Origin of the sequence: Anaerocolumna sp., from assembly GCF_032079385.1 — a bacterium.
Taxonomy (GTDB): Bacteria; Bacillota; Clostridia; order Lachnospirales; family Lachnospiraceae; genus Anaerocolumna.
This window is the reverse complement of sequence record NZ_DAMAUC010000001.1, coordinates 313,846-330,628: the sequence shown is the minus strand read 5'-3', so window position 1 is coordinate 330,628 and position 16,783 is coordinate 313,846. Positions and strand designations below refer to the sequence as shown.

General features: G+C 35.2%; 12 protein-coding genes. All 12 read right to left on the bottom strand.

Features of this window, described 5'->3' with window-relative positions:
* On the bottom strand, positions 1 to 258 hold a 258-nt coding region (locus tag RT261_RS01340), incomplete at its 3' end, for an SH3 domain-containing protein (protein ID WP_313128376.1).
* 200 nt (positions 259 to 458) lie between these two features.
* Entirely contained in the window at positions 459 to 1,724 is a 1,266-nt protein-coding gene (gene purD / locus RT261_RS01335) for a phosphoribosylamine--glycine ligase (protein ID WP_313128374.1), read from the bottom strand.
* A 70-nt stretch (positions 1,725 to 1,794) separates the two neighbouring features.
* Positions 1,795 to 2,421 (bottom strand): phosphoribosylglycinamide formyltransferase, encoded by a 627-nt coding sequence (purN, locus tag RT261_RS01330; protein ID WP_313128371.1) that lies wholly within the window; start codon positions 2,419 to 2,421, stop codon positions 1,795 to 1,797.
* Positions 2,415 to 3,440, bottom strand: coding sequence for a phosphoribosylformylglycinamidine cyclo-ligase (gene purM, locus RT261_RS01325; protein ID WP_313128369.1), 1,026 nt, complete (start codon positions 3,438 to 3,440; stop codon positions 2,415 to 2,417). Before purM ends, purN begins: the two co-directional genes overlap by 7 nt.
* Positions 3,441 to 3,774: 334 nt before the next feature.
* Entirely contained in the window at positions 3,775 to 4,314 is a 540-nt protein-coding gene (gene purE, locus RT261_RS01320) for a 5-(carboxyamino)imidazole ribonucleotide mutase (RefSeq protein ID WP_313128367.1), read from the bottom strand.
* Between the two features lie 18 nt (positions 4,315 to 4,332).
* Complete coding sequence (locus tag RT261_RS01315; RefSeq protein ID WP_313128364.1) at positions 4,333 to 6,408, bottom strand: aminopeptidase; 2,076 nt, start codon at positions 6,406 to 6,408, stop codon at positions 4,333 to 4,335.
* Between the two features lie 37 nt (positions 6,409 to 6,445).
* Positions 6,446 to 6,772 carry a DUF6142 family protein gene (locus tag RT261_RS01310; protein WP_313128363.1) on the bottom strand — a complete coding sequence of 109 codons (327 nt, stop codon included), beginning with the start codon at positions 6,770 to 6,772 and terminating at the stop codon, positions 6,446 to 6,448.
* A gap of 16 nt (positions 6,773 to 6,788) precedes the next feature.
* Positions 6,789 to 7,241 carry a VanZ family protein gene (locus tag RT261_RS01305; protein WP_313128360.1) on the bottom strand — a complete coding sequence of 151 codons (453 nt, stop codon included), beginning with the start codon at positions 7,239 to 7,241 and terminating at the stop codon, positions 6,789 to 6,791.
* Between the two features lie 401 nt (positions 7,242 to 7,642).
* A complete protein-coding gene (locus RT261_RS01300; RefSeq protein ID WP_313128356.1) occupies positions 7,643 to 9,925 on the bottom strand; it encodes an Ig-like domain-containing protein in 2,283 nt (760 codons plus the stop codon).
* A gap of 158 nt (positions 9,926 to 10,083) precedes the next feature.
* Positions 10,084 to 12,657 carry an Ig-like domain-containing protein gene (locus tag RT261_RS01295; RefSeq protein WP_313128354.1) on the bottom strand — a complete coding sequence of 858 codons (2,574 nt, stop codon included), beginning with the start codon at positions 12,655 to 12,657 and terminating at the stop codon, positions 10,084 to 10,086.
* Between the two features lie 1,106 nt (positions 12,658 to 13,763).
* Positions 13,764 to 14,096, bottom strand: a complete 333-nt coding sequence (locus tag RT261_RS01290) for a hypothetical protein (RefSeq protein WP_313128352.1) — start codon at positions 14,094 to 14,096, stop codon at positions 13,764 to 13,766.
* A 209-nt stretch (positions 14,097 to 14,305) separates the two neighbouring features.
* Complete coding sequence (pheT, locus tag RT261_RS01285) at positions 14,306 to 16,744, bottom strand: phenylalanine--tRNA ligase subunit beta (RefSeq protein ID WP_313128350.1); 2,439 nt, start codon at positions 16,742 to 16,744, stop codon at positions 14,306 to 14,308.
* Positions 16,745 to 16,783: the final 39 nt, after the last annotated feature.

Here is a 16,783-nt window from a genome sequence, read left to right as displayed (position 1 = left end):
GGATATTTTGTACCATCCAGCCTTTTCCTCTTGGATGGTAACTGTTTCTCCCTTTTTTAAAAAGATCTCAGTTCCATTTACTTTCGCTTTATCATAGCTGGTACCCGGCCCCGTTCGCACATATAAATTGGTGGCTGTTACTGTACCTTTCTTCGTTGCAGCATCTGCATGCATTACTTGAGCTCCAAAAACTTGTGGCCATATGAGTGCCAGACAAAGTATTATTGCAAACCATTTATAATATGAAAATTTCTTCATTGACAACTGTTCCTCCTACGTATCTAAAACCGCTTATCCTCTGTGCTATCTTTAAGTATCTTAGTGAATACATATGGCAGTTTTGTGACATTTTCGCAAAAAATGTAATCCTATCCTTATTTTCCGTTTACTGTCAAACTATTTTTCATTATAAACGATTTACCTCACATATACAATCCCATATTTGGCCTAGCTTTCAGCTATTCTATAGACTTACCAATGTCATTTCTCATATATTTATTTTTAAAATCAACCCACTGGGTTGCTTCATAGGCATTTTTTCTGGCTTCTTTTAAATTAGTGCCGGTTGCAGTAATACCAAGGACACGGCCTCCATTGGTTACAATACCTTCCGAACTTTTTTTGGTTCCGGCATGGAACGCATAATAGCTATCTTTATTCTTAAAATTCTCCAGCCCATAAATAGGAAAACCTTTTTCGTAATATTCCGGGTATCCTTCTGAAGCCAATACAACGCATACAGCCGCGTTATCTTCAAACTCCAGCTGAATGTCTTCTAATCTTCCATCAATGCACGCTTCAAATACTTCCACAATATCATTTTTCATTCGCGGAAGCACCACCTGTGTCTCGGGATCACCAAATCTTGCATTATATTCTAATACTTTTGGCCCTTTCTCCGTTAACATCAGTCCAAAGAAAAGAATGCCCACAAAGTCCCTTTCCTCCATCTTCATAGCCTCCATGGTAGGCTTATAAATAGTATTCATACAATATTCGTGGATTTCTTTTGTATAAAAAGGACTTGGGGAGAAGGTTCCCATACCTCCTGTATTTAACCCCTGATCACCGTCTTTTGCTCTTTTATGATCCTGCGCACTGGTCATGGTTTTAATATTAGTTCCATCACAAAAGGCTAAGACAGATACTTCCTGTCCTGCCATAAATTCTTCAATTACCAAAAGGTCTCCGGCCTGTCCAAATTGTTTGTCCTCCAGAATAGCTTTCACACCAGCTTTAGCTTCCTTAAAGTCCTTACAGATTAACACTCCCTTACCCAGGGCTAACCCATCTGCCTTAAGTACAATTGGATAGTCAGAGGTTTCTAAATACGATATGGCTTTATGGGGATTATCAAAGGTTTGATAAGCGGCAGTAGGTATGTTATATTTCTTCATCAACTCTTTCGAGAAAGCTTTGGAGCCTTCAATAATAGCTGCATTTTTTCTTGGTCCGAATATTCTTAAACCTTTTTCTTCAAATATATCAACAATACCAGCTACTAAAGGATCATCCATACCTATAATGGTTAAATCCACCTGCTCTTTTTCTGCAAAGCCTGCCAGCTTCTCTAATTCCGTTGCTTTTATATCCACACATTCCGCATATTCTTCTATTCCTGCATTACCTGGGGCACAATAGATTTTATCCGCCAATTTGCTTTGTGCCACTTTCCATACAATGGCATGTTCCCGTCCGCCGCTTCCTACAATAAGTATCTTCATAACTGCCTCCTTATTTAAGAACTCTATCCATATATTGTAACAATCCGTCTCCTGATTACTTAATTATATATTATTCGCCTGCGTATACTTTATTTTTATCTATTCTAAGCCTATTATTAGCGATTAAATCAATTGCCTCCGGCAATATAGTCCATTCAGCTTCCTCCATCACTCTTTTTTGCAGAGTTTCAGGGGTATCCTGTTCATAAACCGGAACTGCTTTTTGAAGTATAATAGGCCCGGTATCCGTACCTTCATCTACAAAATGAACCGTGGCACCTGTAATCTTATTTCCCCGCTCTAAGACAGCTTCGTGAACACGAAGGCCATAAAAGCCGGGACCACAAAAAGCCGGAATAAGGGAGGGATGAATGTTAATGATTTTACCCGGATACCTTTCAATTAATATTTTAGGCAAAATAACCAGATATCCTGCAAGTACAATCAAATCCACCTGATAGGAGTCAAGGGTTTTACACAATGCCATGTCAAATTCTTCCCTGCTTTGATAATCTTTAGGAGATACAACCGCGGTCTTTATTCCATACTGTTTTGCTCTCTCTAAAGCATAAGCCTGTTTCTTATTACTGATAACAACTCCAATCTCTGCGTTAGTTATCTTTCCTTGTTTTATACTATCTATAATTGCCTGCAGATTTGTACCCCCGCCAGATACTAAGACTGCTATTCTTAGCATATTGTCACACCTTTCTCTCCGGAAGTTATCTCTCCCACAATATATGCAGCTTCCCCTGCAGCCTTTAGAAGTTCTAGAGTTTTATCTGCTTGTGTACTGTCTACGGCAATAATCATACCTATTCCCATATTATAAGTGTTATACATAATCTTTTCTTCAATAGAACCATCTGTGGACAACATCTTAAAAATTGCCGGTACTTCATAACTGCCTTTATAAACTCTGGCATGACCCCCTTCTCCTAACATTCTTGGAATGTTCTCATAAAATCCGCCTCCGGTAATATGGCTGCAGGCCTTTATTGTAACTCCTCCTGCTTTTACGGCAGAAAGGGCTTTCACGTATATTTTAGTAGGGGTTAGCAAGGTTTCTCCAAGAGTAGAGCCCAAAGTTTCATAGTAGCAGTCTAATGCTTCCCTTTTCATGTTAAATACTTTTCTAACCAAAGAATAACCATTACTGTGAATTCCGGAAGAAGCAATACCGATTAAGACATCACCAGGTTTTACCCATTCACCTGTGATCAAATTCTTTTGATCTACAATTCCAACTGCAAAACCTGCCAAATCATATTCCTCAATAGGATAAAAACCTGGCATTTCTGCAGTTTCACCCCCAATCAGGGCTGCACCTGCCTGTTTACACCCTTCAGCCACACCACTTACAATAGCAGCTATTTTTTCAGGCTCATTTTTACCACATGCTATATAATCCAAAAAGAATAGGGGTTCACCACCTGCGCAGGCAATATCATTCACACACATAGCAACGCAATCAATGCCAATGGTATCGTGTTTATCCAAAATAAAAGCAATCTTCAATTTCGTTCCTACACCATCTGTTCCGGATACTAAAGTGGGTTTTTCCATACCTTTAAATTTCTCCAGAGAGAACGCTCCTGAGAACCCGCCGATGCCGGTTAACACCTCACTTCTCATGGTACCCTTTATATGTTCTTTCATTAATTCTACAGCCTTATAACCGGCTTCAATATCTACTCCTGCCTTCTTATAATCCATGGTATGTCCTCCTTTAGTTGGTTTCTGTGATTTCAAAGGTGTATTTCCACACCTATTGTAGCATAAGGATTGTTATTTGTCTTACCTTTCAACTTCATTATTTTCTTATGTTTTTTATAAGTATAATTAATAATGTTTCATGTTACATAAGCATTTTATATAATTTAATTTTATCGTAAAGCAGCGTCACCAGTTCCGTTAGTCAAGACCACCAGTTTATGGTTTATTTTTATGTTCCTATAATAAAACATGAGGCTGTGGCAAAACCTATTGTTTTACCACAGCCTCATTATCAAGTTTGTACAACTATTATTTTACTTATGTCGAATGCTAATTAATTCATTTCTTTCATATACGCTTCATAGCCTATTTTTTCCAACTTCTCTACTTTGGCAGATACCCCATCTTTTAAACTTGCAGCATAAGCTTTAATACGCTCCAGTAAATCCGGATCTGATACAGCAAGGATTTTAGCCGCCAAAAGTCCCGCGTTAAGGCCTCCGTTGATTGCTACTGTTGCTACTGGTATTCCGGAGGGCATCTGTACAATAGAGTAGAGAGAATCCACTCCTCCTAATGCCTTAGTCATAATTGGTACACCAATTACCGGCATTGGAAATATAGCTGCTGACATACCTGGTAAATGGGCTGCGCCACCTGCACCTGCAATAATAACCTTATAACCTTTTTCTTCTGCAGACTTTGCATAATCAAAAAATACATCCGGCATTCTATGAGCAGAAATGACGGTCATGTCATATTCTACTTTTAATAAATCCAGTATCTCTGCTGCCTTGCTCATAATCGGAAGATCTGAATCACTTCCCATAATAATTCCTACTTTTGCTGCCATAATTGCCTCACTTTCTTTCATTTCACTCTAAAAAACCTATTAAAAATTAAGTGCTTCATTTAGTTTTTCTGTTCCCGGTAAGATAAATTTTCCGTCTTTTATGATGGTTGTCTTCTCGCCATTCTTTTTATACACACTGATTTCACCTAGTTCATCATAAGGAATGGTTATATCCGTATGACAGTTAAAATATGCTTTTCCCATATCCGTCTTTCGAAGAATGGAGATCTCATTATCTTTTGCAACAATTTCTTTTCCATCCGGATTATATAACTTCATATCTTCACTCATATGATAGCAGGTATCACCTACTGCAAAATGAGGACCGGTTTTTTCTGCTATTAAAATCGGCAATTTGTCAGCTATTTGATAGGTTTGTGCCATTACATAAGCAGTGGTGTTGGTTCCAATGGCAAACTCTCCAATAGGCAGGGTTTCCTGGTTATACATAAGATTTTCTTTTACGAACCTCTTATTCTCTTCTTCTGATGCAAAATTGCTGCAAGTATAATCTGCAATCTTGCCATCTTTAAATTCCAGATATAATTCTTTATATTCTAATTCATTCAGGTAAACCTTAGTTACATGAAGAATGCCACTTGTACCTGTAAGTTTTGGAGAAGTAAATACTTCACCTACTGGTATATTCACATCTGCAGTACAGTTTTCAAAGATCGTTTCTTTCTCTGGATTCTTTAATTCATGAAGCATTACCTTCATATCTGTTTTATTGAGTCCGCTGCCCAATATTCTTACATATTCACCCTGGTCTAATACATCGATAATAGACTGCTGAATCTGACGGTAAGTATCATTATCTAAAGTATTTACTTTCACTGTCTCAGCAAATATTTCTTTAAACTGATTCCCTATCTCAGGTATTGGATAAGCAATAATGGTAAAACTGGTTTCTCCGCCTTTGATATATTCATTGGTAAGCAGGTTAACATCTCTATTATAATTTACATATAATTTTTGCTGCCTCTTGTCTAAGCGGATTGCTTCTTCTTTATTCTCAGGTGAAAAATTCTTCTCCCCAAATACTTCGATTAATGCCGGCCCTGCATATACTGCTGCCTGACTTTTATACTTTTCATAAGCATTCCGCTGTCCGGTAAGTTTTCTATCGTTAAAATCCTTATTCAGATAAAGTCCGTTATCGTAACGGTGGTCATAATCATATTGTCTGTTAGGGCCTGTGGAATGATAGCCGATTTTTAAATGCTGCCTCTTACTTATACTATCTACAGCTGCTCTATATAGAATAGGTTCCAGTACCATTTCCGAAAAATATTGGATAGCATAACGTACCATTCGTTCAAATCCAATATTATATCGAATGACAACGGTTTTTTTCCTGCTTAAGTCTATTTTTTGATTCTCGAATCCTCTCTTATACCCATCTGTATAGGTAAATGCCATAGCTTTTATCTCTTCTTCCGACATACTGTTTAAAAACTTTGCAATCTCTAATTCATTTTCATCAATATACTCTCCAAATTGGTATAAATAACGTAGGTCTGAAAGATCCCAATTCATAATAATATCTTTAGCAAAAGTAAGGGAACTGTCTAACAGCTCTCTTGTACGATATTCCACAAACTCCGGACAATAATCATACATAAAGTCAGAGATGCTTCTCTTAACATCTTTATGAGTGAATTCTCCTTCTTCTTCGAAATAATTATAGATTTCAATAAATAATTCCATATATATTGTAATGGGAACTAATCGGTACTCAAAACCATATGCAATCATTCCTCTTATCTCCGTATAGAGAAAGGATAATAATCTGCCATACCTTTTACTTAATATCTTTGCCGCATACCGGGGATTGGCATAGCTTGTTTCATAATTCTCCGGTAATACATCTTCGTATAACTTGTGATTTAAGTTCTGCAGTTCCTCCAAAGACATTTGGCTTAACCTATCATGTTCTGCTAACGAAACAAGTTCCTTTATTTGAAGAATAAAAGAAGCCACCTTTTTAAAATAATCTAAATATGGCTCTTTTACAGACTCCTCATTCATAATTTCCTGTATTCGGTCCATAGATAAGTGAAAGCGTTCCATGATTTCTTCATTTTCTTCTTTGAATAATTCTAAATACTTCATTATCTACCTCTTTTCTATGCTAATCCTTTTATTAAAATTACAAACTAATCCCAATAATGTAAAGAGTAAAATATACAATAATACATACTCCGTTAACAAATACCCCTGCAACAGGAGCCGTATAGTAAATCTCTTTTTCTTTACAACTATTAAATCCTAAATAAAATCCCACCAAAGAAAGGAAAAATAAGGCCATTCCCCCAAACCCCAGAAGCATGCTTCCATTTCCCTGAGATAGACTGGAAATATAAGCCAGAACCATAAAGGATATTCCAGATATCAATCCCATACACAAAGATATGATTCCCTTTATAGAATGCACTCTATCCGTAAATATAACTGCTTCTTTTTTCCGTTTAAACATAAGGACTCCTTTCCTATCAAGTATTATAAAATGATCTGTATATTTTATGGACTATAAAGAAGCAAAAATATCCAATCATTCCGCCAATGGTATTCATAATAATATCATCCACATCAAATATTCCAACTTTAAAAATCAGTTGGAGCAGTTCAACAGTCAGGCTAAATTCTAAACTTAATAATGCAACATTCCAAAACTTTCGATTTTGATTGTTGATAATTGGTAACATAAAACCAAAAGGTGCAAAAGCGAAAATATTACCAAATATATTAACAACAAAACTTTCCAATCCAATCAATTGGCGGTAAGTAATAAACCTTCTTACTTCTTTTAATATCGTTAAATTATACCGGTATTCGTTTGAAACAATTGTCCGTCCATATCGTTCACAAAAAAATAAAAAATATGATAACAAGATAATATATAAGATAAACAGCACTCGGCTTATTGTCACAATAACAGATTTCAATGACTTTCTCCTTAAAAACACTCTATTTTGGAATCATTATAAATCAAATCTGAGCATACGTAAAGGGCTATTAAAAGAAAATCAAAAGTGGGACAATGGGAAGAAATAACAGAAGTTGATGATCAATAGAAATACAATAACCCACAGTTAGAGGAAATAACAGAATAGAGTAAATTGAAAAAGTTATAGAACGATCAATTGGTCAATATAATAAGCAGACCATTGTAGGAATAAAAAAAGGGGGCTCGTTATAGGATTATAATAATTTATGGTTTTAGTAAGTCACAAATTCTATAACAGACCCCAGGAAGAAAGTATTCATTTTATGAATAGAATATAGGCTTCATAATTTCTAACCCAACTAATCTATAACTTGAATAAAGAATAATATCTTTTAAAAATTAATTAGCAGGAATAATATATCGGTTTAATATGGACCATGTTTTATTACCTGCAAGATCCAAAATCTTGTTGGTTTCTGCAGGTAATAATTCCATATACTTACCCATTTCCGGAGCAGATTTTAAAGTAATCAATAAGGTTTTGTCATTAATAGATGTGGAAAGTACCAAATCTGCATTATTCTGCATTACTTTAAAACTTGAAGTACCGGTTATGGTTTCATTAAAAACTAACATAATAGTAGTTGGATAATAGTAAGTATAACTTACTAATTCCGGAGCTTTATTCTCTTTTAAGGTTATAACAGCCTGGAATGGATTCATTTCTTTAAAGCTATTGTTATATCCTTTTACTCCTGTAATGCCAATTTGATAATTTTGTGAAACTGCTATGGAGCCAGCCTGAATTTTAAGCTTCACAACACCGCTATTCACATAATTGGTTAATTCTGCAGCAGTTATAATTACACCAGGAATACTATAGTTGCTTATCTTTTCAGCTGAAGCCTTATCTAATATATTGCTAAATTGTACATTGATTATGCTGTTATCATCTTTGTCCTGTATAACGAAAACAGGGGCAGATAATGGTAATAAATTGTTGGTATCAAAATTCACATAATACTCTTGTAATGTATCGGAATACTTATCGTTGGGATTTACATTATATGCATCCCAATATCCAACAGATACTTTCTGAGGTCCTGTTAACTTGGCAGCCGTTTCGCTTAATTTATAGTTGACCTTGGTAGTATTCCCGGTATCAACTACACCTTTAATACCTTCTAGATTATTAATAACTGCCATACCTGGAGTTTTAATGGATTTATCAAAGGTTACAGTCAGATAGTAATAATCCGTCCGTTCAATTTTTTGAATTTTACCCTGGGGTTGATACGCTGTATTTGTTTTAAATGTTACCGCAACCGGATCACCTTCTATAACATTTCCTGCTAAATCCTTTAAACTATAGAAACGAACCGATAATAATTTATTCCGGTCACTTTGTGGTATGCCTGATAAATTAATACTTAAGGATCTTCTATCAGCAGATGATCCATAGTTTGATCTTGTATTGATTATATTCAGTGTTGTCTGCTCTAATGTCTGTCCGCTGGTTGCTGCTTTTCCGTCTGCTACTACCATATTGGAAAAATCCATAGCTTCGCTGAATTTAAAAGTTGCAATTAAACCAGTGCTATCAACAGATACACTTTCATATCTAGGTTTTTTTGTATCATAAATAGAATATTCTTTTACAAATTCTTTTAATGCTCTACCATCCACAGATCTGATGGAGGAGGTAAGGCGAATTTCATAGACACCTTTCAATACATAAGAAGACTGAATAGAAAGTGTCTTACCGTCTTCTGATAAAGTACCTGTTAATACTCCCGGAGCATTGGCCAAATTACCCTGATTATCCCATCTCGGTGTTATAATAACGGAATTTAATAATGCCGTATTGGCACCAATTACCGTATTTTTGTCAATGGCTCTATCAAATGAAATATCAATTTTTGTTGCTTCCTTTAATGTAACATTCGTTACATATACTTTTACAACATCCTCCTCGTTGTAATCATCATCATACTCATAATCGTCATCATAGTCGTAATCATCATCAACAACTAAAATGTTGACCGTATTACGTATGGCACTTGTTTTGGCCTCTTGGCTGGAACGGGCTGCAACAGCAGTCAGTCTTACTACACCTGCTTTCAACCCTTTTACAGAACCATCACTATAAAGTTTAGCAACAGCATTATTATCAATAAACCAATACGCTTTATAATTAGAGTTGCTTGGTGATATTTTGGCTTTAAAATTAAATTTATCGCCCACCTCCAGAATGTGAAAACCTTGTTTGTTTAAATCTGCATTATGAATATTAATACCAGTTGCTTTCGTATATACTTTTACATTACAAGAAGGTGTTACAATGGCACCATTTTTGTACGTAATTTTGCATTTAATAGAAACTGTACCTTGTTTTTTTCCTGTAACAGTAGCTGATTTTTTATCTTTTACCCTTACAGTGGCAATTTTTTTGTTCTGAGAATACCAATAAACTTTTTTTACCTGACTTCCCAGATTCTTTAATGATATAGTAAATGTTTCATCTTCGCTTACTGTCTTTTGTGTTATAGAAAAAGTTGGTCTTGTATTATATTTCTTCTTTGTCTTTGCTTCAGCAGTTGTACTATTAGCAAGTGAAAGCATTGGTAAGACCAACATGAGAGCCATCATAAGTGCAATACCTTTTAGGATACGTTTTTGCATAATTCCCTCCCTATTTTCATTATATAAGCGTTCTATACAATAAATAAGTTATTACCAAATGATGTCAACTTTATGTCTAATATTTGCCATTTATTTGTCTAAAGTTTAAAAAAAGAAGGACTGCAAAGCAGTCCTTCTAAACTTATACTATTTGTAGACTAATATGTTGCTGGTATGTTTCTAATTGGAATAATTGCTGCATTACCATTAACATCTTTAATTACGTTGTTTTGATTTGGCTGTAATATAATAGGCTGTCCATTGATATTAGGAGCCACACTTAGATTAATTATAACAACTCTGTTACTGGTAATAGTTGCAGTAGCACCTAAATCTATATTACCCTGAGTTGCTTTGAAGGAAGGTGTTCCTATAATATCCTTCGAAAATGTAAGAGTAATTAGGCTAGGATAGCTAAAGACTGCACTAACAATGCCAGGAGCTGTATTTTCTCTCAGGTAAATAGGTGTCTGGTACGTATCCATTGCTGAATAGGTATTATGATACCCTGTAATTCCGCTGATAATTACGTAGTAAGCAGTATTTGCTGTAATGGTACTACCTTGAACACGTAATTCAATTCTTGCTCCATCAACATCATTATTATCTTTTAATGTTGCTGAAATAATACTTACACCCGGAATATTATAATTTGCTACATTCTGAGCAGTAGTTTCATCTACCTTAACTCCAAAATATATTTCTATAATATTATTATCATCCGGTGCCTGCTGTACTAATCTTGGAGCAGGTAAATTACTGGATACCGCTGCATTCTTTAATACAGTAATAGTAGTCTTTGTACTCTTGTTCCAATAGGTATCTCTTACAAAAGCTTCCGGAATTTCAATCATATAAGTACCACTATATAGTACCTGATCGGTATTCAATAATAATGTTACCTGGTTATCTTTTGCTATAGCAGTGAAGTTCAATGGTCTGTTAGAGTATCTGTCATTATTGCTAGTTACGATGTTTGCTAATAATATACCACTTGGATATAATGCTTCAACATTCTTACTATAAGTTAATACCAATTTATAAACATCTACACCATTCACTGTTTCAATTCCTAATTCGTTCTTTACTAATTGAGGAACTGTCGTATCGGATGTAAAGTTAACGGTTCTTGAAACTGCATTATAAGCCGAAGTGTCATTAGCAGATACATTGTAACTATCCCAGTACTGTATAGTAACTGTCTGTAAACCTGTAAGTTGTGCAGAGGCTGTAGATAACTTATAATTAACTTTTTTTGCATCGTCTTTATCTACAACACCAGCAGGCATTTCATAGCTGCCTGAAATAATCAGGGTTCCAACTGTCTTAATTGGTCTGTCAAAGGTTGCTGTTAATGTATCATAACTTGTCCTTGTGATAGTTTGTAATCTTGCTTGTGGCTTTGGAGTTGTATCTGTTGTTAATAATGCTCTTAGCGGATAAGTTGGTGGAACATTACCTGCCAAGTCAGTAATACCGGCAATTTGGATTTCAAAAATCTTATTCCGATCTACAGGATCCATATTGGTTAAGTCAATGGTTAATGACTTTCTATCAGCTGATACAACATAATTCTTTTCTTGTAACAACATATTCGTTGTAGTAGCAGTAACTACAGAAGAACTTAAAGCTCTTACACCTACTATATCCATCTTAGAGAAATTAACCGCCTCAGAGAAGTGAATGATAGCCTTTAATCCTGTCTCATCTGTAGTATATTTTATGAAAGAAGGTCCAATTGTATCATAGTATTTTAAAGTCTTGCTATATGGCTGCAAATCTGATTTATCTTTCCCCTTAACATCGGAGGTTAAGATAATTCCATAAATACCATCAAAATTATACTGTGTCTGAATGGTTAATACTTTTCCGTCATTAGACAAGGCTGCAGTAATTTCTCCCAAACCTTTGGCAGTATTATTCTTCTCATCTGTCTTAGACATAATAACAACGGAATCTTTTAATTTTTTATCCTTACCAATTACAGTATCCGGATCAATTGCACTGCTAAAAGTAACCTTTAATGTAGTAGAATCTGCTAAATCGACGCTGTTTACTTTCGTTGTCTTTTCAACAATCTCAATATTGATAGCATCATCTATCTTACTACTTGCTGCTGCATCCTTTGTCATGCCGGCAGCTACTCTTAATACTACGAAGCCAGGCTTCACACCGGTAACTTTACCGGTAATAGCATCTACTTTAGCATAGTTTTCTCCAGAATTACCAAGAAAATAATATAATTTGTCACTGGCATTGCTTGGAGTTTTAGTAGCATTAAAATCATAAGTCTCTCCAACTGCAATAACATGCCTGTTGTTATTTTCCTCATTATCTAATGCGTTAGTAATCTTAACACTTGTGGCAGGAATCTGTACAGTCACCTGACTATAAGGACGTTTGATAGTTCCATCTTTGTAGAAAACACCACATTTAATATAAGCGGATCCCTTACCAACTGTAGTTACTTTTGCAACTGCCGGGTCTTTTGTAGCCTGCACCTTTGCAATTTTATTATTGGTGGAATACCATTTATATTTAGTTACATTCTTACCTGCATTTTTTACAGATATGGTATAGGTAGCACCGGTTCCTACAATGGTCTTCTTTGAAATAGACAGAGTAGGCTTTGGTGTGGCTGCTTCTGCAACCATAGTACCTCCCGGTATTATAGGTAAAGTCATTATTAAGACTAGCAGGCCTATAATACATTTTGACATTCGCTGCTTCATTTAATCTCCTCCTATGTACTTTATTACATTTTATAACTTGTCATAAGCTTATTCACTATTTTACATCATAGAGGCTATATTTGTCAAAACTTTGTCTAAAAATGCCGCAATTGTATAAATTTTATATTACAAAATTATTAAACAAAAAAAGACCCAACCGTGAGGCTGGGCCAAAAGAAATTATTTGCAGTTTCCAAAACTACAGTATTTTAATATTTGATCTAATAATTCTCTGCATGAGCTAAAGTTAAAACACATAATCTTTGCCTCCTTTTGATTTGTTATCTCTTAGGAACAAATTCATTGTAACACTTTTGTAACATTTACGAAATATATAAGTAGTGGAAACATAGGGGAGATATGGGTAGAGTTGAAAATACAGGCAGATATGGATTAAATTATCATTAATGAAGTAATTGATAATAGACTTGCTACTTAAAAAATTTCTTATTGATAGTTGTCAGCAAGACAAGTGGTATTAACATAAGACATAACATACAATTAAAGTAAGACAAGATAATCTAAGTATAGGAGGGCTATATGGAATGCACTTACTGTAAAAATACTAATGTTGTTAAAGGTTACTTAATGGGAGGGTATGAAAAATCATAAGTATATTAAAAATGGAGTTTTAACATGGATATTAACAATTATTTCGAACACTATTCTGCTGAAAAAATACTTGCAGCCCTGCCAAGAAATTATACCAGAGAAATAGCACTTTATAATTATTTACTTTAGAAGCTTTCCAGATTAATTACAAAAAGGCTCAACCATAAGGGTTGAGCCAAAGAAATTAGTTACAGTTTCCGAAACTGCAGTATTTTAATATCTGATTTAATAATTCTCTACAAGAGCTAAAGTTAAAACACATAGTTTTTGCCTCCTTTTGATTTGCTATCTCTTAGGAACAAATTCATTGTAACACTTTTGTAACACTTATGAAATATATAAGTAATGGAAACATAGGGGGGATATGGGAAGGGCTGTAAATATAGGCAGATATGGATTAATTATCATTTATCCTGCCAATTAGAAATAAAGAAAACATAGTTAAACATTAGAATAGAGCGATGACTAATAGTGACAGTTACCGCTCAAAACATTTATTTGCAATTATCTAATTCTTTTTTAAGCATAGCTATTTGCTTTTTAAGACTTTCAATATCTTCCTGGATTTGATCATTCTGGGAGTTGTCATTTTGTAGGGATTGTTCTTGAGCAGCGGCAGTTAGAATAGTTTGGCCCACACTTACAATAAAGTTTCCAAGGGCATTTTTCTGATCGGTATCTAAGTCATCTAGTAATAATAAACCAAATATTGTGGACAGTAATGCAAATTGCTTTGGAGGCAGTGAAAGTAAGCAGGACTCAAATGGGTTTATTTTATCACAAGATTTCTTATTCAGATTTTTATCGTCATTCAAAATATTACTCATATTATCTACCTTCATTTCATGAAGCAAAAATATGCTTATATCCATATTAATATATTCATCTAACTAGTAAATGAAACCTATTTTCGAAAATGAAGATTAAATAAGTCTTTGAATGCAAAAACTACCAGCGGAAAATAATTCTTCGCTGGTAGTTTCTAATATTGGTTTAATCTTATTTTTTTATATTATTCAAAGCATGTTAAATAAAATTATTGTCTTAATTCAATACCTAACTTTCTTAATCCATTTAAGATTTTATCCATAATTTCTGTAACATCTTTATCTTCTAAGGTTCGATCCTTTGCTCTGAAACTAATGGAATATGCCATGGATTTGTAACCTTCTTTGATTTGAGCACCTTCGTAAATATCGAATAAATGATAGTTTTCAAGTAGGTGTCCCCCATTTTTACGAATAACAGCTTCTACATCACCTGCCAATATATCTTTCTTCATTAGCATACTAATATCACGGGTAACAGCAGGATATTTTGCAATTCCTGTATATTTAACGTCAAAAGTTGCACGGGATACAATTTCAGGCATATCCAGTACTGCAACATAGGCTTTGTCACCAATTTCGTAATTATCAAGTACATCGGGATGAACTTCACCTAAGTAACCAATTACGGTTCCATCATAAACAATGTTTGCCTGACGGCCGGGATGCAAGAAAGTCTTTCCTGCCTTTGGATCATAGATAACAATATTCTTCATACCTACTTTTTCTAAGAATTCTTCTACTACACCCTTTAAGTCAAAGAAGTCACCTGCACCATACATTCCTAATGTAAATTGCATTCTTTCATCCGGCAGCTCTGTAACCGGAAGTGCTTTCGGAAGATAGATATTAGCTAATTCGTATAAACGCACATCCTTATTTCTTCTGTTGTAATTGGTAGATAGAGAAGTTAACATACCATTTAAGGAAATGGTTCTCATAATGCTGTAGTCCTCTCCAAGTGGATTGGATATTACAACATTTTCTCTTAGCTTATCTCCCGCAGGTATTCGTAATTTATCAAATACCTTTGGACTTTCAAAGGAATAAGTCATTCCTTCATTGAATCCAAACTGCTCTGCCATATCTCTTGCAATATTTTCGATTCTTAATTTAAATGATAATTTTCCTGTGGTAGCTTCACCGGTAGGTAAAGTAGTGGGGATATTATCATATCCATAGAAACGAGCTACTTCTTCGTCTAAATCCGCTTGGGATACCACATCCTGTCTCCAGGAGGGAACAATCACTTCCCTTGTTGTTTCATCAAAGTCCAGATCGATTTTCTTAAAGTAAGAAAGCATAGTTTCTTTATCAATGTTAGTTCCCAGAATTTTGTTGGTTCTTTCCCAGCTAAATGGTACTCTTCTTGGTTGTCTTACATTGTCATATACATCAACAGCACCGCCAACTACTTCACCTGCTCCTAATTCCTCAATTAACTGGCAGGCACGGTTCATCGCTTCCATAGCTGTATTAGGATCAAGTCCCTTTTCGAACTTGGCTGCTGCATCGGTTCTAAGTCCTAATTTTTTACCGGATAAACGGATATTGGTTCCGTCAAAGCAGGCTGCTTCAAATAAAAGAGTCTTAACATCATCTGTAATCTTTGAGTTCTCACCACCCATAATACCTGCAATACCAACTGGTTTTTCAGCGTCACAAATCATAAGAATGGAATCGTCAATTTTTCTTATCTGTCCGTCTAAGGTCTGGAATTCTTCACCTTCTTTACCTCTTCTGACAATGATTTTATTTCCTGCTACATGCTCTAAGTCATAAGCATGCATTGGCTGAGAGTATTCCTCCATAACATAGTTGGTAATGTCTACCAGGTTATTGATTGGGCGAATACCACAGGCCGCCAATCTTCTTTGCATCCATAAGGGAGATGGAGCCAGTTTAATGTTTTTTACCACTCTTGCCACATATCTGGTACAAAGATCTTTATCCTGAACTTCAACAGCGATATAATCACTGGCTTTTTCACTGTTACCGGTTTCTTTTACCACTGGCGGAAAGAAATCTTTTCTAAAGGTAGCTGCTGCTTCTCTGGCAATTCCAAGAACGCCGAAACAGTCAACACGGTTTGAAGTGATTTCGTATTCAAATACCACATCATCCAAACCTAATGCCTTAATAGCACTGGAGCCGATCTCGATATTGTCATATTCCGGATTCACATTGAATATAAATACTCCTTCTTCCGGTGAATCGGGATAGAATTCTCTGCTGGAACCTAATTCTTCAATAGAGCACATCATACCATTAGATTCTACTCCACGAAGTTTTCCTTTCTTAATTTTAATACCACCGGGAGTCATCTTACCGTCATGACCACCTGCAACACGCCCGCCATCCAGTACCACGGGAATTACATCCCCTTCTTTTACATTGGGTGCACCTGTTACGATTTGGATGGTCCCACCATCTTTCGTAACCTGAACCTGACAAATGATTAATTTATCTGCATCCGGGTGCTTTTCTATTTTTAATATTTTACCTACTACAATTTTATCTAAATCAGCGTCCAGCTGTTCAAAACCTTCTACTTTGGATCCGCTGAGTGTCATAGCATCTGTATATTCTTGTGCTGTTACATCAAGATCTGGTACATATGCTTTTATCCATGATAATGGTGTATTCATTTTATAAACCTCCTATTTTTCACTGAACTCTTCGCTAAT